Source organism: Massilia sp. (assembly GCF_031995545.1).
Taxonomy (GTDB): Bacteria; Pseudomonadota; Gammaproteobacteria; order Burkholderiales; family Burkholderiaceae_D; genus Telluria.
In genome coordinates, this window is record NZ_DAMAGA010000031.1 from 25,881 (window position 1) to 46,748 (window position 20,868).

The following is a 20,868-nucleotide window of genomic DNA, read 5'->3' on the forward strand; positions in this document are numbered from 1 at the left end:
GCGGCATGGCCTTAATGTCTTAGAGCAACTATGCTTCGGCCATTCCGATTTTTCTGCCGAGGCGAATCATGCTTCAACTTTCCTGCCCGGGCCGGCGTGCATTCGGCGTCACCTTGCGTCTGGCTCTCGGTTCTGCGATCCTGACGCTGGCCGGCTGCGTGTCGATGGGGCCGCAGGGCGAGCGCGCCAGCGTGCACGATGCCACCGCCGCCGCGAATTCCTCGCGCGCTATTGGTTCGCTGGCGACCGAAGTCGCCGCCTGGCCGGCCCAGGACTGGTGGCGCGCCTATGGCGATCCGCAGCTCGACCGGTTGGTCGAACAGGCCCGCGCCGGCAGCCCGACCGTGGCCGCGGCCCAGGCGCGCGTGCGCCAGGCCAGCGCCCTGGAGGGCATGGCCGCCGCCGCGCTCGGGCCGCAGGCGAATGCCTCGCTGCGCACCTCGCGTCAGCGCTACAGCGAAAACAGCAATGTGCCAAAGCCGCTGGCCGGCAGCTGGCAATGGGCCAACGACGCCGGCGTCAGCATCGGCTACGAGGCCGATTTCTGGGGCAAGAACGCGGCGCTGGTCAGTGCCGCCGCCGGCCGCGTCAATGCCCGCCAGGCCGAGGCACAGGCGGCGACGCTGGCGGTGTCGGTCGCCGTCACCCAGGCGTATCTGCACCTGGACCACCTGTACGCGCTGCGTGACCTGGCCGAGCAGGAGCTGCGCCAGCGCAGCCGTATCCTGGAGCTGGTGCAGCAGCGCGTATCCGCCCAGCTCGACAGCCGCGCCGAACTGCGCCAGGCCGAAATCGGCGTGCCGGCGGCGCGCGGGCAGATCGCGGCGCTCGACGAATCGATCGCACTGACGCGTGGCCAGATCGCCGCGCTCACCGGCCAGGGCCAGGATTCGGCCGACGCCGTCGCCCGTCCTGCGTTGCGTCTGCAGCGCGCAGCGGGCGTCCCGGCCAATCTGCCGGCGGCGCTGCTCGGACGCCGTCCGGAGCTGGTCGCGCTGCGCTGGCAGGTCGAAGCGGCCAGTGGCGAGATCGATGTCGCCAGGGCGCAGTTCTATCCGACCGTGAACCTGAGCCTGTCGGCCGGCCTGTCCACGCTCGGCTTCGACAGCCTGGTGCACAGCGGCAGCCGCACCTTCGGCGCCGGCCCATTGATCACGCTGCCGCTGCTCGACGGCGGCCGCCTGCGCAGCAACCTGGCAGTGCGCAATGCCGACTACGACCTGGCGGTGGAGCAGTACAACGGCGCGGTGCTGGAAGCGCTGCGCGACGTGACCGCGCAACTGACGTCGCTGCGCTGGCTCGGCCAGCGCGTGAGCGAGCAGGACCAGGCCCTTGCGGCGGCCGAGCAGGCCTACGACCTGGCCGAGCAGCGCTATCGCGCCGGCCTGGGCAACTTCGTGCAGGTGCTGATCGCCGAAACCCAGGTGGTGGCCCAGCGCCGCGGCCAGGCCGAACTCGCGGCACGCGCCAATGAGCTGGACCTGAACCTGGTGCGCGCGCTGGGCGGCGGCTATGACGTGGGTGCCCCGGCCCTGGCCAAAGAATAAATTCAAGGAACGACATGGAAAACAAGAACGCACCGGCGGCGCAAAGCCGCCGCAAGCTGGCGATCGGCCTGGTGGCCGCCATCGCCGCCGCCGTGGGCGGCATCGCCTGGTCCTCTCCCGAAGTGCTGGGCATCGGCTGGAACAGCCAGCACACCGAGGACGCCTACGTCGAGGGCAACCTGGTGCAGGTGACGCCGCAGCTGGCCGGCACCGTGACCCGCATCGCCGCCGATAACACCGACTTCGTGCGTCCCGGTGAAACCCTGGTGCAGCTGAACGAGGTCGATGCGCGCCTGGCGCTCGACCGCGCCGAAGCGGCGCTGGCCAAATCGGCGCGCCAGGTACGCGCCCAGTTCGCCGGCGTCGACGGGCTGCGCGCCACCGTGGCCCAGCGCGAGGCCGACCTGGGCAAGGCGACCAGCGACCTGGATCGCCGCCGCAAGCTGGCCGACACCGGCGCCGTCTCGGGCGAGGACATCCGCCACGCCGAGGACGCGGTCGCGGCCGCGCGCGCCGCGCTCACCGCTGCGCGCCAGCAGGTGGGTTCGGCCAACGCCATGGTCGACGGCACCACGGTCGAGAACCACCCCGACGTCGCCGCCGCCATCGCCCAGGTGCGCGACGCCGCGCTGCAGTTGGCGCGCACCACGCTGGCGGCCCCGGTGGGCGGCATCGTGGCGCGCCGCAACGTCCAGATCGGGCAGCGCGTGGCAACCGGTTCGCCGCTAATGGCGATCGTGCCGCTGGACCAGATGTGGGTCACGGCCAACCTCAAGGAAACGCAGTTGAAGGACGTGCGCGTCGGCCAGCCGGTTCGCGTCAACGCCGACGTGTATGGCGACGAGGTCGTGTTCCACGGCCGCGTGGTGGGCCAGGAAGCCGGCACCGGCAGCGCCTTCGCCGCGGTGCCGGCGCAGAACGCGACCGGCAACTGGATCAAGGTGGTGCAGCGCGTGCCGGTGCGTATCGCGCTCGATCCGGCCGAACTGGCCCGGCATCCGTTGCGTTTGGGATTGTCGATGAAGGTGGCGATCGACACCAGCAAGCGTGAAGGTCCTACCCTGATGCAGGCCGGCGCCGTGCGTCAGCAATACCACACCGTGGTGTTCGAGACCGAGGCGCACGGCGCCGACGAAGCGATCCGGCGCGCGCTCGGCCAGCCGGGCGCGGTGGCGGCGCGCTGATCGGGACCTGGATGACTGCTTCGAGCAATCTGGCGATCCCGCGTCCGGCCTTGCTGGGCACGATCTTCGTCTTCAACTTCATCGAGTTCCTCACCACCGGCATGACGGTGCTGGCCGCGTCCGCGATCATGGGACACGTCAAGGCCTCGCCCGAGGAATACGCTACTGTCTCGGCCATGTACGCGGCGGTGGCGGTGCTGTCGATCTCGCAGATGACGGTGCTGCTGCAGCGCCTCGGCTGGCGCAACTACCTGCTGGCGTCGGTGCTGGTCTACCTGTGCGGCGCCTGGCTATGCGCCACCAGCGGCGCGGTGGCGCAGTTCGCCGGCGGGCGGCTGCTGATGGCGATGGGTGGCGGCGTCTTCATGACGGTGTCGCGCATGATGGTCAACCTGATCCCGCCATCGCCGCAGCGCCTGCAGGGCATCGCCGCGTTTGGTGCGGCACTGTCGGGCGGGATCGCGGTCGGTCCGTGGCTGGCGGCCAAGATGGTCGGCCACGAAGCCTGGGGCGGCATGTTCCTGGTGCTGGCCCTGCTGGCGGCGACGGGTGCGGGGCTGGCCGCGCGCTGGATGCCTCAGGACGCGGTGACGCTGGACGGCACGCCGACCCGCATGCACCTGGGCGACGGGATCCTGCTCGGTCTCGGTGCGGCGCTGACGCTGTACGCGCTGCAGCACCTGACCTACAACTGGCACGGCGAACGCGCGCCGCTGATCGGGCATCTGGCGCTCGGCATCGCGCTGCTGGCGGGCTTCGGTGTGCTGCATGCGCGGCGCGACGAGCCGTTCCTGCACCTGCGCATCCTGCGCAGTCCGCGCTATCGTCTGGGCCTGCTGATCTACGCGGTTTGCTATGGCGTGCTGGGGATGGTCAACACGCTGCTGCCGCAGCTGGTGCAGAAGGGCCTCGGCGTGGGGCTGCAGCAGGCCGGTGAGCTGCAGGGCATCAGTCTGCTGGCGACGGTGATCGTGTTCGTGGTGATGCTGGAGCTGGTGAAAAAGAACCCGCATCCGACCCGCTTCTACGTGACCGGTTTCCTGATGCTGGCGCTGCTGGGCTGGCGCTTCGCCACGCTCGATCCGCGTGCCTATGCCCGGGACACGCTGCTTGCCTGGATCGGCCTGTTCGGCGGCTTCCTGACGCTGGGCATGGCGACCACGGCGATCCACTCGTTCAAGGATCTGCAGATGGACAACGTGGTGTTTTCGCACGCGCAGCAGTTGAAGAACATGCTGGGCCAGGCCTGCCTGGCACTGGGCGTGGGCATGACCAATATCGGGTTGCAGGAGCGAACCGCGCTGCACCTGTCGCGCCTTGGCGAAAAGGCCCTGGACGCCGGCGCCGAGCTGGCGCGCCAGGCGGCGCTGCTGGCGGGGCAGGATCTGTTCTGGATCGTGATGTGGATCGGCGTGCTGGGGGCGGTGCTGCTGACGATGCAGCGCCGGTTCGACTGATCGTGTCGATCCAGCCATCCTGAATAATCTTCATCTGACGTTGTCCGGCCAATAACGAATCTGTTAGAGTCCGTTTCGCACCACCGGTCATCATGGCGCGGCGCCGGCACCCGCCGGCGGGCCGGACCGGCACGGGAGACGTCCGATGGATCCACTGGGCCTGGTGCTGGCGGGCGCGTTCGCGTTCGTCGGCAGCCATTTCATCCTGTCTCACCCCTTGCGCTGGCCGCTGGTGTCGCTGCTCGGCGAAAAGGGCTTCCTGTTGCTGTACACGGTGGTCGCCTTCGCCACGCTCGGCTATCTGGTCCATGCCTACCGCCAGGCGCCGGTCACCGCGCCGTGGTGGCAGGTCGGCGCCGGCCTGTGGGCGATCGCCACGGTGCTCATGCTGGTCGCCTCGATCCTGCTGCTCGGTTCGCTGATCCGCAATCCGGCCGCGCCGGGTGCGGCTGCCAGCGCAGCCACCGCGCCGGCGCACGGGGTGTATGGCGTCACCCGCCATCCGATGATGTGGGCGTTCGCGCTGTGGGGGCTGACGCACATCCTGGTGTATCCGGTCGCCAGGAACATCATCCTGGCCGGTGCGATCGTCGTGCTGGCGCTGGTGGGCGCCGTATTCCAGGACCGCAAGAAGGCGGCCCTCGACCCGGCCGGGTGGAGCGCCTGGCAAAGCCGCACCAGTTATCTGCCGTTCGCGGCCATCGTCCAGGGACGCGCGCGCTTCGGCAATTTCGGCATGCATGCGCTGGCCGGCGGCGTGGTGGTGTGGCTGGTGGCGTCGTGGGCGCACATTCCGCTGGCGGGGTGGCCGGCCGGGATCTGGCGCTGGCTGGCGTGAGTTGCCGCTCAAATGGAACGATGCCGTCCAGTGTCAGGTTCGGGCGTTGTCCGACAGCGAAGCGTACCAGCCGGCGTAAGGCGTATTGCCGACCATGCGCCGGTTGAAGTCAGGCGCGCCGTCGGTCCACCATACCGGCCCGCGCTCACCCAGGGCGCGCTTGGCTTCATCGACGGCCTTGCGCGCCTTGCGTTCAGCCTTCGGGTCGCGCGCCTTCAATGCCAGTCCCACCTGGCGTCGCGCTCCCATCAACTCGTCGACCAACTGCTGACGTAATTCCGGCGCCAGGCCGGGATTGCTGGTCCGCCAGAGGCGCTCCCTGACGACGAAGTAGCGGCCGTCAGGGGTAGTAGGGTATTTCGAGGAATCGGGCATGCATCCACTATACCGTCGTGCGCCAAAATCCCGCGTCCGCCAAGTGTTTGTGTTCCGGGCTGGTCAGGCGCGGCGGCGGCGGGAGGCGAGCCCTGCCAGGCCGGCGAGGAACAGCAAGCCGGTCGCCGGTTCCGGCACCTCGGCCGGCAGCGTGTCGCCGAGCGCGACCCGCGCCGGGCCGTTTGCTTCGTCACGAACGAATTCGCGCTCGTGGAAGATGGTCAGGAACAGATTGGCATCGTTGACGTCGTCGAAACTATCGGGCACGCGGCCGCCTTGAAAGGCGTCATTGCGCGACGGGGTCATGCGCAAAATCGCGGTCATGAAATGGGCATCGTCCAGGCGCATTAACATCGACACGATCAGTTCGCTGTAATCGGGTTCGTCGACGACGCCGATACCGCCGAGTTGCCAGGACGTCAGAGCGCTATTGAAGCGGTCTGACGCGTTCAATTGAAAGTCCAGCAAGGGGAAGATATTGTTCTGCCCTTCGTATTCGGGCTCCAACGCCGTCGCGTTCGTGTCAAAGGTGAAACTTCCCGCGAATCGCTCTCCCTCGGCAACCAGGTTCCAGAAGACCGGCTCGTCGCTTGTCTGGCCAGGAATGGCCGTGCGCGTCGGCGCATTGAATACTCCGCCGAAAGAGTACGTGACGACGGAGGCGTGCGCGATGGCTGTGGAAAGGCTCAGGAACAGGACGAGGATGATTTTCATCTTTGTAGTTTAAAAAAGACAACACTATAGGTGTTGGGTTAACTTTTAGTCATCGACATATTTACGTTTATTCCTGAGCCATAAATTCCGCGGGTGGGCACGCAAGCGAATCACCGCTTGCAACTGTAAAACGATCGTTTTACATTCCGCCCATGGACACCAAAACCCAGCTCATCGCCGCCTCTGAGCGGCAATTCTACGAACACGGCTTCATGGCCACCGGCATGGATACGCTGGCCCGGGCGGCCGGTATGTCGAGCCGCACCCTGTACAAGCACGCCGGCAGCAAGAGCGAACTGATCGTCGCCGTGCTGGACGAACGCGACCGGCGCTTTTTCGAGCAGATCGACCGGCTCGACGTCAGCGCGCTGTTCGATGCGCTGGCGCGCTGGATCGACAGCGAAGGCGCGCGCGGCTGCCTGTTCCTGCGCGCGCTCGGGGAGACCGGCGGCGCGCAGCCCGACATCGCCGCGGCGGTGCTGCGCCACAAGAACAAGCTGCGGCAATGGGTGATGGACATGGTGCGAGCCGAGACCGGACGCGACGACGCAGTCCTTGCAGGACGTATCGTGCTGCTGTTCGAGGGTGCAGTCGCCGCCAGCGCCTACCAGGGCCAGGACGCAGTGCGGATGGCGCTCGACATCGCCGGCCACATGATCGGGCAGGCACGCCGGAAGGAGGGCCGATCATGAGAGCGGCAATGCTCGTCGGTGCCTCGGGGTTCGGTTTGATCGCGGTCTGCTACGGCTTCGCACGTTTCGCCTTCGGCTTGTTTTTGCCGCAGATCTCGGCCGACCTCGCGCTGTCATCGACACTGAGCGGCGCGATTTCGGCCGGTTCCTTCATTGGATTCTGCCTGGCCATCGTGGCGGCCGCCTGGCTCACCGAACGGTTCGGACCGCGTGCGGTGGCGATGGCTGCCGGCATCATCGCCGCGGCCGGCATGGCCGGCATCGCCGCCGCTGCGTCGCCGGTGTGGCTGGCGGTTGCGGTGATCGTGGCCGGTTCCAGCGCCGGACTGGCTTCGCCACCGCTGGCCGCGGCAGTGGCGGCCCAAATCGATCGCGCGCGTCAGGACACGACCAATACCGCGATCAACGCCGGCACCAGCGCCGGCGTCGCCCTGTCGGGCCCGGTCGCGATCGCGATGGGTGCAGGCTGGCGCGTCGCCTTCGCCTGTTTCGCCGGTGCGGCGGCCGCCATGGCGCTGGCCACGCTGGCGACGCTGGCCGGCAACGGCAAGCGTGTCGGCAATGGACCGGGGAAAGAGGCGCAGGCGGCCACGCGGCTGATACTGTCGCCCGATCTGGTCCGGCTGGCCGCCGCCGCCTGCCTCACCGGCGCCGCGAGCGCCGTGGTCTGGACCTTCGGCGCCGAGCTGACGACGGCCAACCTGGAGTGGGACGCGTCGGAGATTGGCGTGCTGTGGATCGTGATGGGATGCGCAGGACTGGTGGGCGCCGCCAGCGGCTGGCTGATCGCGCGCGCCGGCCTGAACGCCGTGCACCTGGGTTTCCACGTCTTGCTGGCCGTGTCGCTGGCGGCAGTGGGCCACAGCCATGGCGGGCCGCTGCCGGCGCTGGCCGGCGGCGCCGCGTTCGGCGCGTCGTACCTGATGCTTACCGGTGTCTACCTGGTGTGGGGCATTGCCGCGCTACCGGGCAGGCCGGCGGCCGGGGTGATGGTGGCGTTCCTGGCGCTGGCCGTGGGCCAGGCGCTCGGTGCATCGGCGTTCGGGGTGATCATGGAGCATACGTCGCCCAATATCGCAGTGCTCGGTTTCGCGCTGCTGGCGCTGGCGGCAGGGCTGGTGCGCCGTCGTTCTCCAGATCGGCGTGCGAGCGAATACACGGCCTGAAACGACACCGCCCGGCGCCGGCCACAAGGACCGGCGCCGGGCGGCGCCAGGGTTTGGAAGCGCGGTGGATCAGTCTTCCTGGAACGCCTCTTCACGCTTCTTGCGCAGCGCCGGCAACAGCACCACGGCCATCGCAGCCACCGCCAGGCCCAGCATCACGGCGCTGATCGGACGCTCGACGAACACCATCGGATCGGCGCGCGAGAGCAGCAGGGCGCGGCGCAGGTACTCTTCCATCATCGGGCCGATGATGAAGCCGAGCAGCATTGGCGCCGGTTCCAGTTCCAGCTTGGCGCACAGGTAGCCGAGCAGGCCGAACAGGGCCATCAGGTAGACGTCGAATTCGCTGTTGTTCAGGCTGAACACACCGATCGCGCAGAACAGCAGGATGGCCGGATACAGCAGCTGGTACGGCACCATGATCATGCGCACCCAGATGCCGATCATCGGCAGGTTCAGCACCACCAGGAACAGGTTGCCGATCCACATCGAGACGATCAGGCCCCAGAACAGGCCAGGCTGCTCGGTCATCACGGCCGGACCCGGCTGGATGCCCTGGATGATCATCGCGCCGATCATCAGCGCCATCACCGGGTTCGACGGGATGCCGAGGGTCAGCATCGGGATGAACGAGGTCTGGGCGCCGGCGTTGTTGGCCGCTTCCGGCGCCGCCACGCCCTCGATCGCACCCTTGCCGAACTGGGCCGAGTTCTTGGAGATCTTCTTTTCCAGCGAGTACGCCGCGAACGAGGCCAGCATGGCGCCGCCGCCCGGCAGGATGCCGAGGATCGAACCGAGGCCGGTAGCGCGCAGCACCGGGGCGACGATGCGCTTGAAGTCGTCTTTCGACAGCATCAGGCCCTTCACCTTTTTCATCACCAGGTCGCGGGTTTCATCGTGCTCGAGGTTGCGCACGATCTCGCCGATGCCGAACATGCCCATCGCCACGATCACGAAGTTGATGCCGTCGGCCAGCTGCGGCAGCTCGAAGGTGTAGCGTTCGCTGCCCGAGTTGACGTCGGTGCCGACCACACCCAGCAGCAGGCCGAGCAGCACCATGCCGATGGCCTTGAGCAGCGAGCCGCTGGCCAGCACCACCGAGGCCACCAGGCCCAGGACCATCAGCGAGAAGTATTCGGCCGGGCCGAATTCGAGCGCCATGTCGGCCAGCGGCGGCGCCGCCACGGCCAGCAGCACGGTCGAGACGCAGCCGGCGAAGAACGAGGCGATGGCGGCGGTGGCCAGCGCCTTGCCGGCGTTGCCGTTGCGGGCCATCTGGTAGCCGTCCAGCGCCGTGACCACCGAGGACGATTCGCCCGGCAGGTTGACCAGGATCGCGGTGGTCGAGCCGCCGTACTGGGCGCCGTAGTAGATACCGGCCAGCATGATCAGGGCCGATTCCGGCGGCAGGCCGAAGGTGACCGGCAGCAGCATGGCGATGGTGGCGATCGGGCCCAGGCCCGGCAGCACGCCGACCGCGGTGCCGACGAACACGCCGACCAGGCAGTAGAACAGGTTCTGGAGGGTGAAGGCCGTTTCCAGGCCGAGTGCGAGGTTGCTGAAGAGTTCCATGATGTCTTAATTCCCGCCAAGCCAAGGACCGATGAGAGGCATCGGCAAACCGAGCAGCTTGACGAACACGCCTGCCGCGAACAACGCCATGCCGACCGCCAGCGCCAGCGACTTGGCCAGGTTGAACTGGCGGCTGGCGTAGGCACTGATCATGATCAGCAGGAAGGTGGAGACCAGCAGGCCGGCCTGGCGCATCAGGAAGCCGAACAGCAGTACCGCGACCAGCACGATGACCAGTTCTTTCCAGTACAGGCGGCCGATCGGCTCGCCCTTGCGGAAGAACGAGCGCAGCGTCGAACCGGCGCCGACCAGCGCCAGCAGGATGCCGAGGGCGGTCGGGAAGTAGGCCGGACCCATGCGGCCGGCGGTGCCCATTTCATAGTCCCGGCCGATGACCACGGCCGCCAGGCCAAATAAGATGAAGATGATGCCACTCCAAAAATCCTTTGGATGGCGAATGAAAGCTGGCACGTGCGGTCCCCTTTGTTTTTGTTTCGAAAGCGTGATTCAGATGCGTGGTGCGGATGCAATGTACTGCGACTGCGACTGCTGCGGTACTGCCTTGCTGCCTGCTGCGGCGCGCATGCGCCGCGCAGACGACGACACCGGCGCGCCGCGATTGCAGCGTGCCGGCGTGTTCTTTCAGGTCAGGTCAGTCGGCGAAGGCGCCGGCTTTCTTGATGATCGGACCCCACAGGTCGATCTGCTGTTTCAGGTGGGTGCGCAGGGCTTCCGGCGTGGCCTGGCTGGTCGGCGACGGTTCGGTGCCGAGGTCGGCGAAGCGCTTGGCCACGTTCGGATCGCGCAGCGCGGCGCGCAGGGCGCCCGCCAGGGTGTCGACGGTGGCTTTCGGCGTGCCTTTCGGCGCGTACAGGCCGTGCCAGACGCCGACTTCGAAGTTCGGCAGGCCGGCATTGGCCAGCACCGGCAGCTGTGGCAGCGACGGCACCGGGGTCTTGCTGGTCACGCCGTAGGCCTTGATCTTGCCGCTCTTGATCTGGCTGGTGGTGTTGGTGGTCTGGTCGCACATGAAGTCCACCTGGCCGCCCAGCAGGTCGTTCATCGCCGGACCGGTGCCTTTATACGGCACGGTGGTCAGCTCGACGCCCATCGCGGTCTGCAGCAGCATGCCGCACAGGTGCGAGGCCGAACCCAGGCCGGCGTGGGCGTAGGTCACCTTGTCCTTGTTGGCCTTGACGTAGGTGATCAGCTCCTTCATGTCCTTGGCCGGAAAATTGGCGCGCGCGACCACGGTCATCGGCACGTCGGTGATCAGGCCGATCGGCTCGAAGCTGGTGATCGCGTCGTACGGCAGCTTGCGGTACAGGGCCGGCGCGGTGGACTGGCCGATGTGGTGCAGGAACAGCGTGTAGCCGTCCGGCGCCGCCTTGGCTGCGCGTGCCGCGCCGATGGTGCCGCCGGCGCCGCCCACGTTCTCGATGATGATCTGCTGCTTGAGCGTGTTGCCCATCGACTGAGCGATCAGGCGCGCCACGGTGTCGGTCGGGCCGCCGGCCGCGAACGGCACGATCATGGTGATGGTCTTGGTGGGGTAGGCCTGGGCGTGGGCCAGGCCGGTGCCGAAGGCGGTCAGGCACGCGGCAGCGCACAGCATCTTGAGCTTCATGGTGTCGTCCTCTTACTCTGTTTATTGGTCTTGTACAGCTTGGTTTTGTTTTGCTGCTTGTTTGCTGCTTATTGATGCGCGCACCTTTTTGCATGGTGTCACGTTGCTCCAGTGCGCAGAACGTTGTCAAACGCAGAAGAGGTTTTACCAGTAAATATTTGGATACGCAACTACGTATAACTACTGATCGGTAGCGCGTTTGCGGACAGAAAACGAGGCTGTCGGTACAAGCCGGAAAAAGCGGCAAGAGAAACGGTGCTGCTCAGCCATTTCCAGAGGGGAATAAGCGATTTATGGTGCATAAATCGCAAAAAACGACGCGCATCCCGATGGACGCGCGCCGTTGCTTATCGTTGCTGTGTGTGTCTTAATTATCGCTTCAGTTGCGACAGATCGCGCACCGCGCCACGGTCGGCCGAGGTCGTCAGGGCCGCGTAAGCCTGGAGTGCCTGCGACACCACGCGCTCGCGTCCGACCGGCTGCCAGGCGTCCGGCCCCAGCGCTTCCATCGCCGCGCGCCGGTGGGCCAGCTCTTCGGTGCTCACACGCAGGTTGATGGTGCGCGCCGGGATGTCGATGTCGATCGCGTCGCCTTCCTGCACCAGGCCGATGGCGCCGCCTTCGGCCGCTTCGGGCGAGGCGTGGCCGATCACCAGGCCCGACGAACCGCCCGAGAAGCGGCCGTCGGTGAACAGGGCGCAGGCCTTGCCCAGGCCCTTGGACTTGATGTACGAGGTCGGGTACAGCATCTCCTGCATGCCGGGGCCGCCTTTCGGACCTTCGTAGCGGATGACGACCACGTCGCCCGCATGCACGGTATCGCCCAGGATCGCTTCCACCGCCGCGTCCTGGCTTTCGAACACGCGCGCCTTGCCCGAGAACTTCAGGATGCTTTCGTCGACGCCGGCGGTTTTGACGATGCAGCCCTTTTCGGCGATGTTCCCGTACAGGACCGCCAGGCCACCGTCCTGCGAATAAGCGTGTTCGCGGTCGCGGATGCAGCCCGCACTGCGATCGACATCGTTCTGTTCGAAGCGCTCCGACTGCGAGAACGCGACCTGGGTCGGCACGCCGCCCGGGGCAGCGCGGAACAGCCGGTGCACATCAGGATCGTCGCTGCGCTTGATGTCGTACTTCTCGATGGCGGCGCCGATCGACGGGCTGTGCACGGTCGGCAGCGAGGTGTCGAGCAGGCCGGCGCGCGCCAGTTCGCCCAGGATGGCGACGATGCCGCCGGCACGGTGCACGTCCTCGATGTGGAACTTGTCGGTCATCGGCGCGACTTTACACAGGCAGGGCACCTGGCGCGAGATGCGGTCGATGTCGGCCATGGTGAAGGCGACACCCGCTTCGTGCGCCGCGGCCAGCAGGTGCAGCACGGTGTTGGTCGAGCCGCCCATCGAGACGTCGAGCGCCATCGCGTTCTCGAACGCGGCCTTGGTGGCGATCGAGCGCGGCAGCACCGAATAGTCGTCGCCTTCGTAGTGGCGCTTGGCCAGGTCGACGATCAGGCGGCCGGCGCGCAGGAACAGTTCCTTGCGGTCGGCGTGGGTGGCGACGATGGTGCCGTTGCCGGGCAGGGACAGGCCGAGCGCCTCGGTCAGGCAGTTCATCGAGTTCGCCGTGAACATGCCCGAGCACGAACCGCAGGTGGGACAGGCAGAACGTTCCACTTCCGCCACCTCGGCGTCGGACACCTTGTCGTCGCCGGCCTTGATCATGGCGTCGATCAGGTCGAGCTTAATGATCTTTTTGTCGTTGTTGACGACCTTGACCACCTTGCCGGCTTCCATCGGACCGCCCGAGACGAACACGGTCGGGATGTTCAGGCGCATCGCGGCCATCAGCATGCCGGGGGTGATCTTGTCGCAGTTGGAGATACAGACCATGGCGTCGGCGCAGTGGGCGTTGACCATGTACTCGACCGAGTCGGCGATCAGGTCGCGCGAGGGCAGCGAATACAGCATGCCGCCGTGGCCCATGGCGATGCCGTCGTCGACCGCGATGGTGTTGAATTCCTTGGCCACGCCGCCGTGCGCCTCGATTTCGCGCGCGACCAGCTGGCCCAGGTCCTTCAGGTGCACGTGGCCGGGGACGAACTGGGTGAAGGAGTTGACCACGGCGACGATCGGCTTCTCGAAGTCGCCGTCCTTCATGCCGGTGGCGCGCCACAGGGCGCGCGCGCCGGCCATGTTGCGGCCCTGGGTCGTGGTGCGGGAACGGTAGACGGGCATGGCTGACTCCTTGGGTGATGTTGCGAATGCGGGAGCAACAGGGTGCCTGCCAGGCGTTGAGTTGTCAAATATGTGTTGTGCGAGGCTGTGATATGTCCTGCATATCACTGTGGGGTTGGCGGCTCTGCCGCCGACGCGGTGATTGTTGGCCACAAGATCATCCGGCACGACATCGGAGGCCATAACGATCACCGCGTCGGCGGCAAAGCCCCCAACCCTACGGTAATAAAAAGCCGCCGGGGTTGCCGGCGGCCTGGAGCGAGCAATGGGACCCGATCAGGTCTTCATCTTCGCCATCTCTTCGCTGGCTGGCAGCTGGCGCTCGCCCACCATCAGCTTGTCCGGCGTCATCGGCGTCGTGTGCAGTCGCTTGCCGGTGGCATGGAACACGGCGTTCGAGATCGCGGCGGCCACGCCGACGATGCCGATCTCGCCCACGCCCTTGGCGCCGAGCTGCTTGCTGACGATGCGGTCGTCCTCTTCCACGAAGATGACGTCGATATCATGGATGTCGGCATTCACCGCCACGTGATACTCGGCGTAGTTGTGGTTCATGAAACGCCCGAAGCGGTGGTCGGTATGGCTTTCCTCGTGCAGCGCCTGGCTGATGCCCCACACCACCGCGCCGCTGATCTGGCTGGCCGCGGTCTTGGCGCTGATGATGCGCCCGGCCGCGATCGCGCTGACCACGCGCGTGACGCGGATCATGCCCAGCTTTTCATTCACGCGCACTTCGCAGAACACCGCCGAGTGCACCGCGCGGGTGTACTTGCGCTGCTTGAGCATCTGCGGGGTCATGAAGAACTTCTCTTCCACCCGATCCACGCCGGCATCGGCCAGCACCTCGGTCAAGGCCACGCGCACGGCCGGATCCTTTTTCAGGAACACGAAGCCGTCGCCGAATTCGACATCGCGCATCTTCGCCTTGCCTAGCGGCGTGTCCTTCATCGCCAGCGCCATCTTCAGCAGCTGTTTTTTCAGCTTGTCGCAGGCGCCGTGCACGCCCGAACCGACCGTGGCCACGTGCGACGAACCGCCTTCGATCGGCGCCATCGGCAGCGTCGAGTCGCCCAGCTGGAAGGTGACCTGTTCCAGCGGAAGGCCTAGCTGCTCGGCGGCGATCATCGACATCACGGTGTAAGTGCCGGTGCCGATGTCGGATGCGGCGCTGCTCACCACCAGGCGGCCGTTGCTGTGCAGGACGGCGCTGACGCGGGCCACCATCACCAGCGAATCCCAGATGCCGGTGGCCATGCCCCAGCCGACCATTTCCTCGCCATCCTGCATCGAACGCGGTTCCATCGGACGCCGCTCCCAGCCGAAGCGCTCGGCGCCCTGGCGGTAGCATTCCATCAGTTCCTTGGTCGAGAACGGCTTGTCCTCGATCGGGGCGACGTTGGTGTAGTTCTTCAGGCGCAGCGCCAGCGGGTCCATTTTGAGCTCGTAGGCAAGCTCGTCCATCGCCACTTCGAGCGCGTGCACGCCGTGGGCCGCGCCCGGGGCGCGCATGTCGAGCGGCGAGAAGCGGTCGTGGCCGACCAGCTCGTACTTGAGGGTGACGTCGTTGCAGGCGTACAGCTGGCCGGACCAGTTGACGATCACCTCGACATAGTCCTCCAGGCGCGAAGTCTCCTGCTTGGCTTCGTGCCAGATCGCCTTCAGGGTGCCGTCATGGTCGGCCGCCAGGCGTACCCGCTGCCAGCATTCCGGACGGTGGCCGAAGCTGAACATCTGCTGGCGGGTCAGCACCACGCGCACCGAGCGCTTCAGCTGCAGGGCCGCCATCGCCGCCAGCGGCAGCTGATACTGCGGACGCAGGCCGGAACCGAAGGCGCCGCCCACGTACGGGTTACGCACCGTCAGCTTGTCCTTCGAGATGCCGAGGCCGTGCGACAGGAACCAGCGGCTGTTCTGCGAACTCTGGGTCTTGTCGTAGACGGTCAGGTGGCCGTCTTCGCCGTAGATCACGGTCGAAGCGAACATCTCCATCGGGTTATGGTGCTCGACGCCGTTGTAGAACTGGGCGTCGATCTTCACCGGCGCGGCCTTGTAGGCCTTTTCGGCGTCGCCGGTCGAGCTGGGCGGCGTGAAGCCGGCCTTGAGCGGGCGCGGCTTGTACGACTGGTCCAGCATCTTCATCATGTCGGTCTGGTGCTCTTCCTGCTCGTAGTGCACGCGCACCAGGGACGCTGCGTAGCGCGCGGCCTCGAAGGTGTCGGCGATCACCAGTGCGACCGGCTGGCCGCTGTAGAAGATCTCGTCGCTGAACAGCGGGCGGAACGGCGAGCCGGCCGGCGCCGTCATGTCTTTCCAAGCGATGTCGAAGCCGCGCATCTTGGGGCGGTTCTCGTGGGTCATCACGGCGATCACGCCATGCGCGGTGAGGGCGTCGACGGTATCGATCTTGCTGATGCGGCCCTTGGGGATGGTGCCGCTCACCACCACGCCGTAGCACAGGTCGGGCGCCGTGTATTCGGCGGCGTACTGGGCCTGGCCGGTGACCTTGGCGCGGCCGTCCACGCGCGACACGGCCATCCCGCTGTGCACGCGGCCGGTGCCGGCGGGCGCGGTCGGGGTGCGCAGTTCTGGAATCAGGTCGGTCATGCTTGTTCTCCTTGTTCTGCTGTGCTGGTACGCTCGCCGCGCGCATAGTCGGTGCCGCGGGTGGCGCTGGTCAGTGCCTGGACGATGGCGTTGCGCGCCAGCGGCAGCTTGAAGTCGTTGTCGCCGTAGCCCCGGGCGCCATGCAGGATGGCGTCGGCCACGGCCAGGAAGGCCGCTTCCGTCGGCGCCTGGCCGACCAGTGTCTGTTCAGCCGCTTCCACGCGCCATGGCTTGTGCGCCACGCCGCCGAGGGCGATACGCGCTTCCTTGATGGTGCCGTCGGCCTGGAGGTCGAGCGCGGCGGCGACCGACACCAGCGCGAACGAATACGACAGGCGGTCGCGCACCTTGATGTAGGCCGAGTGGGCCTTGAAGCGATCAAGCTCCGGCAGGCTGATGCCGACGATCAGTTCGCCCGGCTGCAGGGTGTTGTCGATCTCCGGCCGGTCTTCCGGCAGGCGGTGGAACTCGGCGAACGGGATGGCGCGCTCGCCGCCCTGGCTCGACTTGACGTGCACGGTCGCGTCCAGCGCGCGCAGGGCGACGCACATGTCGGACGGGTGGGTGGCGATGCAAGCTTCGCTGGTGCCCAGGATCGCCAGCTGGCGGTTGAAGCCATCCTTGGCCGGGCAGCCAGTGCCCGGTTCGCGCTTGTTGCACGGGGTGCCGACGTCGTAGAAATAGACGCAGCGCGTGCGTTGCATCAGGTTGCCGCCGTTGGTCGCCATATTGCGCAGCTGGGGCGAGGCGCCGGCCAGGATCGCGGCGCTCAGCAGCGGATAGCGCTCGCGCACCACCGGGTGGTAGGCCGTGTCGGCGTTGCGCCCGAGCGCGCCCAGGCGCAGGCCGTCGGCGCCGGCCTCGATGCCGTCCAGGCCCTGGATCAGGTTGATGTCGACCAGATTCGGCGGTTTCATCACGCCTTCCTTCATCAGGTCGATCAGGTTGGTGCCGCCTGCGATCGGGCGGGTGTCGTGCGCTTGAAGCGCGGACAGGACGCCGTCGAGGTCCTTGGGTTGGTTGAAGATGAACGGATTCATGCGAGCACCGGACCGGTGGTGAACGCCGACTTGCCGTCGGCGCCCGGTTCAGTGATGCCCATCACGCCCGCCACCGCCTCGGTGATCTGGGGATAGGCGCCGCAGCGGCACAGGTTGCCGCTCATGAGTTCGCGAACGTCGTGCAGGGTCTTGGCCTGGCCTTCGTTCATCAGGCCCACGGCCGAACACAGCTGCCCGGGGGTACAGTAGCCGCACTGGAAGGCGTCGCAATCGATGAAGGCCTGCTGGATCGGCGCCAGGTTCTCGCCGTCGGCCAGGCCTTCGACCGTGGTCAGCTCGCGGCCGTTCTGCATCACGGCCAGCGTCATGCAGGAATTGATGCGCTTGCCGTCCACCAGCACCGTGCAGGCGCCGCACTGGCCGTGGTCGCAACCCTTCTTGGTACCGGTCAGGTCGGCGCGTTCGCGCAAAAGGTCGAGCAGGGTCACCCACGACTCGACATTGAATTCGCGGTCCTGGCCGTTGATGCGCAGGCGGACCGGATACTGCTGGTGAAGTTCCATGGTTCATCCTCTCTAAGTCAAGCTTCGACCATAACCGCGCGCGCGCGGGCGCTTCGGTTAGATGACGCACCTATTCTTGAGATTGATTTAACATTTTCTACGGGCAATTTGGCGCGCCGTCCGGGAGTAAAGACACATTCCGGACATCCGCTTTGCGCCGTCTCAGCCGGCCGCACGCAATAGCCATCGGCGTAGCCGGTCCAACCGTCAGTACCTCGACGGGAAGAGCGATGGCCGAGCAGAACCGATCCGACACGCAAAGCGGCATCGCCAGCGAGCTGTGGCAGGTGCTGGGCCGCCATCGCTGGCGCATCGGCGCGGCCCTGGTGCTGCTGCTGGTGGCCAAGCTGGCGACGGTGGCGGTGCCGCTGCTGCTCAAGCGCAAAATCGACACTTTCCAGGGCGGCGCCGGCGGCCACCCGCCGCTGGTGCTGCCGGTCGGGCTGCTGGCCGGCTATGCGGTGCTGCGCTTTTCCAGCACCCTGTTCAACGAACTGCGCGACCTGCTGTTCTCGACCGTGACGCTGGGCGCCGTCTCCGGCTACGCCCAGCGCACCTTCGCCCACCTTCGCCCACCTGCACGCGCTGGGGCCGCGTTTCCACGCGCGGCGCAGCCCGGGCAGCCTGCTGCCCGACATCGACCGCGGCACGAGCGGCATCGCCTTTCTGCTCGGGGTGGCGCTGTTCACCATCGTGCCGACCCTGGTCGAGATCGGCCTGGTGCTGGCCATCATGCTCGACGCCTATGAAATCGGGTTCGCCATCGTCATCCTGCTCACCTTTCTGGTGTACGCCGGCTTCACCCTCGTATTCACGGCGCGCCGGGTGGTGTACCAGCGCCGCGTCAACAAGCTTGACTCCAATGCCAAGGGGCGGCTGGCCGACAGCCTGATCAACTACGACACGGTCAAGTACTTCACCAACGAAGCGCTGGAAGCGAAGCGCTTCGCGGCCATCATGGACGAGTGGCGCGCGGCCGGCGCCGGCAACCAGCGCGCGCTGTTCACGCTGCACGTGGGGCAGAGCGCGCTGATCGCGGCCGGGGTGGCGGCGATCATGCTGCTGGCCGGGCAGGCGGTGCTGCAAGGGCGCATGAGCGTGGGCGACCTGGTCCTGATCAACGCTTATGCGCTGCAGGTGTGCCTGCCACTGAATGCACTCGGCTTCGTCTACCGCGAGGCGCGCGACGCCTGGGTCAATGCCGAGCGCCTGTTTGCGCTGCTGCGCGAGCGGCCCGAGACGGTCGATCCGCCCGACGCGCCGCCGCTGCGGGCCGGGCCCGGCGAAGTCGTATTCGAACGGGTCGGCTTCGCCTATGAGGAAGGGCGGCCGACGCTGGTCGATGTCGACCTGCGTATCGCACCCGGCAGCACGCTGGCGGTGGTGGGGCGCAGCGGGTCGGGCAAGTCGACGCTGGCGCGGCTGCTGCTGCGTTATTACGTGCCGGCGAGCGGACGCATCCTGGTCGACGGCCAGGACATCGGCCGCCTGCAGTCGTTCAGCGTGCGGCGCGCGATCGGCGTGGTGCCGCAGGAGACGCCGCTGTTCAACGACAGCATCGGCAACAACATCGCCTAAGGCCGTCCGGGCTGCACGCGCGACGACGTCATTGCCGCCTGCCGCGCGGCCCACGTGCACGACATGATCGCGGCGCTGCCGGACGGCTACGACACCCGGGTCGGCGAGCGCGGCGCCATGCTGTCCGGCGGCGAACGCCAGCGCATCGCCATCGCGCGCACCATCCTCAAGAATCCCTGCATCCTGGTGTTCGACGAGGCGACCTCGGCATTGGATGCCGTGTCCGAGCACGCCATCACCGAGGAACTGAACCGGCTGGCGCGCGAGCGCACCACGCTGGTGGTGGCGCACCGGCTGTCGACGGTCATGCATGCCGACCGGATCGTGGTGATGGACCGGGGGCGGATCGTGGAGCAGGGCAGGCATGCCGAACTGCTCGCGCGCCAAGGGGCATACGCGCGGCTGTGGCTGCTGCAGCAGCGGATCGACAGCGATCACGGGCGCGGGTGAGCCCGGCGCCGGCGCCTGGTCCGGCAGTGAGCAGGCAACTTGCCGGCGCCGCGCGGCGGGGATGCGGCGCGGACCTTACGGCCCGCGGAACACGATCGTCTTGTTGCCGTGGACGAACACGCGTCGTTCAATATGGAACTTGACCGCCGCCGCCAGCGCCATGCATTCGTTGTCGCGCCCCACCCGTGTCAGCTGCTCGGGCCGGTAATTGTGGTCGACGCGGGTGAGCACCTGCTCGATGATCGGCCCTTCGTCCAGGTCCGGCGTGGCGTAGTGCGCAGTGGCGCCGATCAGCTTGACGCCGCGGTCGAACGCCTGCTGATACGGCTTGGCACCCTTGAAGCCGGGCAGGAAGGAGTGGTGGATGTTGATGCATTTGCCGGCCAGCTTGCGCGCCAGTTCGTCCGACAGGATCTGCATGTAGCGTGCCAGGATCACCAGCTCGGAGTCGGTTTCCTCGAACACCTCCAGCAGGCGCGCTTCCTGCTGCGCCTTGTTGTCCTTGGTCACCGGCAGGAAGATGAAACGGATCCCTTCACGCTCGACCATCGGACGCAGGTCGAGGTGGTTCGACACCACCGCCGTGATCGTCATGTTCAGTTCGCCATTGCGGCGGCGGTACAGCAGGTCGTCCAGGCAGTGGTCGGTCTTCGAGACCATGATCACGGTGCGCACCGGCTCGCGCGGATCGTGGATCTTCCACTGCATGTCGAGGCGCGTCGCCACCGATGCGCCGAACTCGTCGCGGATGGCTTCGATCGGCGGCGAACCGTCCTGGCGGCGGAACACGGCGCGCATGTAAAACCACGCGGTGGAGTCGTCGTCGAACTGCTCGAGCGCGCAGATATAGCAATCGCGCCCGGCGAGGAAGCCGGCGACGGCGGCCACGATGCCGGTGCCGGCCGGGCAGCTGGCGTGGAGGATGTATTCGATGCGTCCGGTCGAAGCCGGCTCTGGGGTACTCATGCGTTGTCCTGTCTTGTCTGCGGTCTTGCTGGAAAGGGGGCTGCCCGGCGGGCGCTGGCAGGCCACGGATGAGTGGCGCCGCGTCCGGCATGCGGGCGCCGCCCGTTCGGCGACGCTGGCAAGGCAATATTGTCAGAATATTTAGAATGGATGATCGGCGCCCGTCCGTCAAGGGTATTCGGGACTGCGCCACGCAGGCGCATTGGCGCGACATCGTCACGATTTCTAGCCGAAACAGACCGTCTGCGCTGTGTCATTTTGTACACATTTGTTCATCATCTGTGCGCCAGAAAACATTTC

General features: G+C 66.8%; 16 protein-coding genes and 1 pseudogene. 7 read left to right on the top strand and 10 right to left on the bottom strand.

What is annotated here, in order from left to right; genetic code table 11:
* Positions 1–68 precede the first annotated feature (68 nt).
* The 4 genes from RTQ83_RS18450 to RTQ83_RS18465 all read left to right on the top strand — a co-directional run bounded on the left by RTQ83_RS18450 (position 69) and on the right by RTQ83_RS18465 (position 5,026).
* A complete protein-coding gene (locus RTQ83_RS18450; RefSeq protein ID WP_312517623.1) occupies positions 69–1,547 on the top strand; it encodes an efflux transporter outer membrane subunit in 1,479 nt (492 codons plus the stop codon).
* Positions 1,548–1,561: 14 nt separating this feature from the next.
* Complete coding sequence (locus tag RTQ83_RS18455; RefSeq protein ID WP_312517626.1) at positions 1,562–2,731, top strand: efflux RND transporter periplasmic adaptor subunit; 1,170 nt, start codon at positions 1,562–1,564, stop codon at positions 2,729–2,731.
* An 11-nt stretch (positions 2,732–2,742) separates the two neighbouring features.
* Positions 2,743–4,188: an MFS transporter gene (locus tag RTQ83_RS18460; RefSeq protein WP_312517629.1), complete on the top strand. Its 1,446-nt coding sequence runs from the start codon at positions 2,743–2,745 to the stop codon at positions 4,186–4,188.
* A gap of 145 nt (positions 4,189–4,333) precedes the next feature.
* The gene (locus RTQ83_RS18465) at positions 4,334–5,026 is read left to right on the top strand and encodes an NnrU family protein (RefSeq protein WP_312517632.1); all 693 of its coding nucleotides are present in this window, start codon (positions 4,334–4,336) and stop codon (positions 5,024–5,026) included.
* Between the two features lie 33 nt (positions 5,027–5,059).
* On the opposite strand, the gene RTQ83_RS18470 is transcribed toward RTQ83_RS18465, so the two are convergent.
* Complete coding sequence (locus tag RTQ83_RS18470; RefSeq protein ID WP_312517635.1) at positions 5,060–5,401, bottom strand: hypothetical protein; 342 nt, start codon at positions 5,399–5,401, stop codon at positions 5,060–5,062.
* A gap of 63 nt (positions 5,402–5,464) precedes the next feature.
* The gene (locus RTQ83_RS18475; protein WP_312517637.1) at positions 5,465–6,115 is read right to left on the bottom strand and encodes a PEP-CTERM sorting domain-containing protein; all 651 of its coding nucleotides are present in this window, start codon (positions 6,113–6,115) and stop codon (positions 5,465–5,467) included.
* A gap of 152 nt (positions 6,116–6,267) precedes the next feature.
* Here RTQ83_RS18475 and RTQ83_RS18480 point away from each other — a divergent pair, with 152 nt between their 5' ends.
* Together RTQ83_RS18480 and RTQ83_RS18485 are read left to right on the top strand one after the other, a co-directional pair.
* On the top strand, positions 6,268–6,807 hold the full coding sequence (locus RTQ83_RS18480; protein ID WP_312517640.1) for a helix-turn-helix domain-containing protein: 540 nt from the start codon (positions 6,268–6,270) through the stop codon (positions 6,805–6,807).
* A complete protein-coding gene (locus RTQ83_RS18485) occupies positions 6,804–7,973 on the top strand; it encodes an MFS transporter (protein WP_312517643.1) in 1,170 nt (389 codons plus the stop codon). The genes RTQ83_RS18480 and RTQ83_RS18485 overlap by 4 nt, the downstream gene beginning before the upstream one ends.
* A 69-nt stretch (positions 7,974–8,042) precedes the next feature.
* Here RTQ83_RS18485 and RTQ83_RS18490 read toward each other — a convergent pair whose 3' ends face one another.
* The 7 genes from RTQ83_RS18490 to RTQ83_RS18520 form a co-directional block, all read right to left on the bottom strand.
* The gene (locus RTQ83_RS18490) at positions 8,043–9,545 is read right to left on the bottom strand and encodes a tripartite tricarboxylate transporter permease (RefSeq protein WP_312517646.1); all 1,503 of its coding nucleotides are present in this window, start codon (positions 9,543–9,545) and stop codon (positions 8,043–8,045) included.
* A 6-nt stretch (positions 9,546–9,551) separates the two neighbouring features.
* Entirely contained in the window at positions 9,552–10,016 is a 465-nt protein-coding gene (locus RTQ83_RS18495) for a tripartite tricarboxylate transporter TctB family protein (protein ID WP_312517648.1), read from the bottom strand.
* A gap of 181 nt (positions 10,017–10,197) precedes the next feature.
* A complete protein-coding gene (locus tag RTQ83_RS18500) occupies positions 10,198–11,172 on the bottom strand; it encodes a tripartite tricarboxylate transporter substrate-binding protein (RefSeq protein ID WP_312517650.1) in 975 nt (324 codons plus the stop codon).
* Positions 11,173–11,543: 371 nt separating this feature from the next.
* The gene (ilvD, locus tag RTQ83_RS18505) at positions 11,544–13,406 is read right to left on the bottom strand and encodes a dihydroxy-acid dehydratase (RefSeq protein WP_312517653.1); all 1,863 of its coding nucleotides are present in this window, start codon (positions 13,404–13,406) and stop codon (positions 11,544–11,546) included.
* A 276-nt stretch (positions 13,407–13,682) separates the two neighbouring features.
* Positions 13,683–16,010, bottom strand: a complete 2,328-nt coding sequence (locus tag RTQ83_RS18510) for a xanthine dehydrogenase family protein molybdopterin-binding subunit (RefSeq protein WP_312517655.1) — start codon at positions 16,008–16,010, stop codon at positions 13,683–13,685.
* Positions 16,007–17,050 (bottom strand): xanthine dehydrogenase family protein subunit M, encoded by a 1,044-nt coding sequence (locus tag RTQ83_RS18515; protein ID WP_312517657.1) that lies wholly within the window; start codon positions 17,048–17,050, stop codon positions 16,007–16,009. The genes RTQ83_RS18510 and RTQ83_RS18515 overlap by 4 nt, the downstream gene beginning before the upstream one ends.
* Positions 17,047–17,574 (bottom strand): 2Fe-2S iron-sulfur cluster-binding protein, encoded by a 528-nt coding sequence (locus RTQ83_RS18520; RefSeq protein WP_312517660.1) that lies wholly within the window; start codon positions 17,572–17,574, stop codon positions 17,047–17,049. The genes RTQ83_RS18515 and RTQ83_RS18520 overlap by 4 nt, the downstream gene beginning before the upstream one ends.
* Before the next feature lie 624 nt (positions 17,575–18,198).
* Between RTQ83_RS18520 and RTQ83_RS18525 the strand changes: the two are divergent.
* Positions 18,199–19,602: pseudogene (locus RTQ83_RS18525) on the top strand (ABCB family ABC transporter ATP-binding protein/permease).
* Between the two features lie 75 nt (positions 19,603–19,677).
* Here the strand turns inward: RTQ83_RS18525 and purU are convergent.
* A complete protein-coding gene (purU, locus tag RTQ83_RS18530) occupies positions 19,678–20,568 on the bottom strand; it encodes a formyltetrahydrofolate deformylase (RefSeq protein WP_312517663.1) in 891 nt (296 codons plus the stop codon).
* Positions 20,569–20,868: the final 300 nt, after the last annotated feature.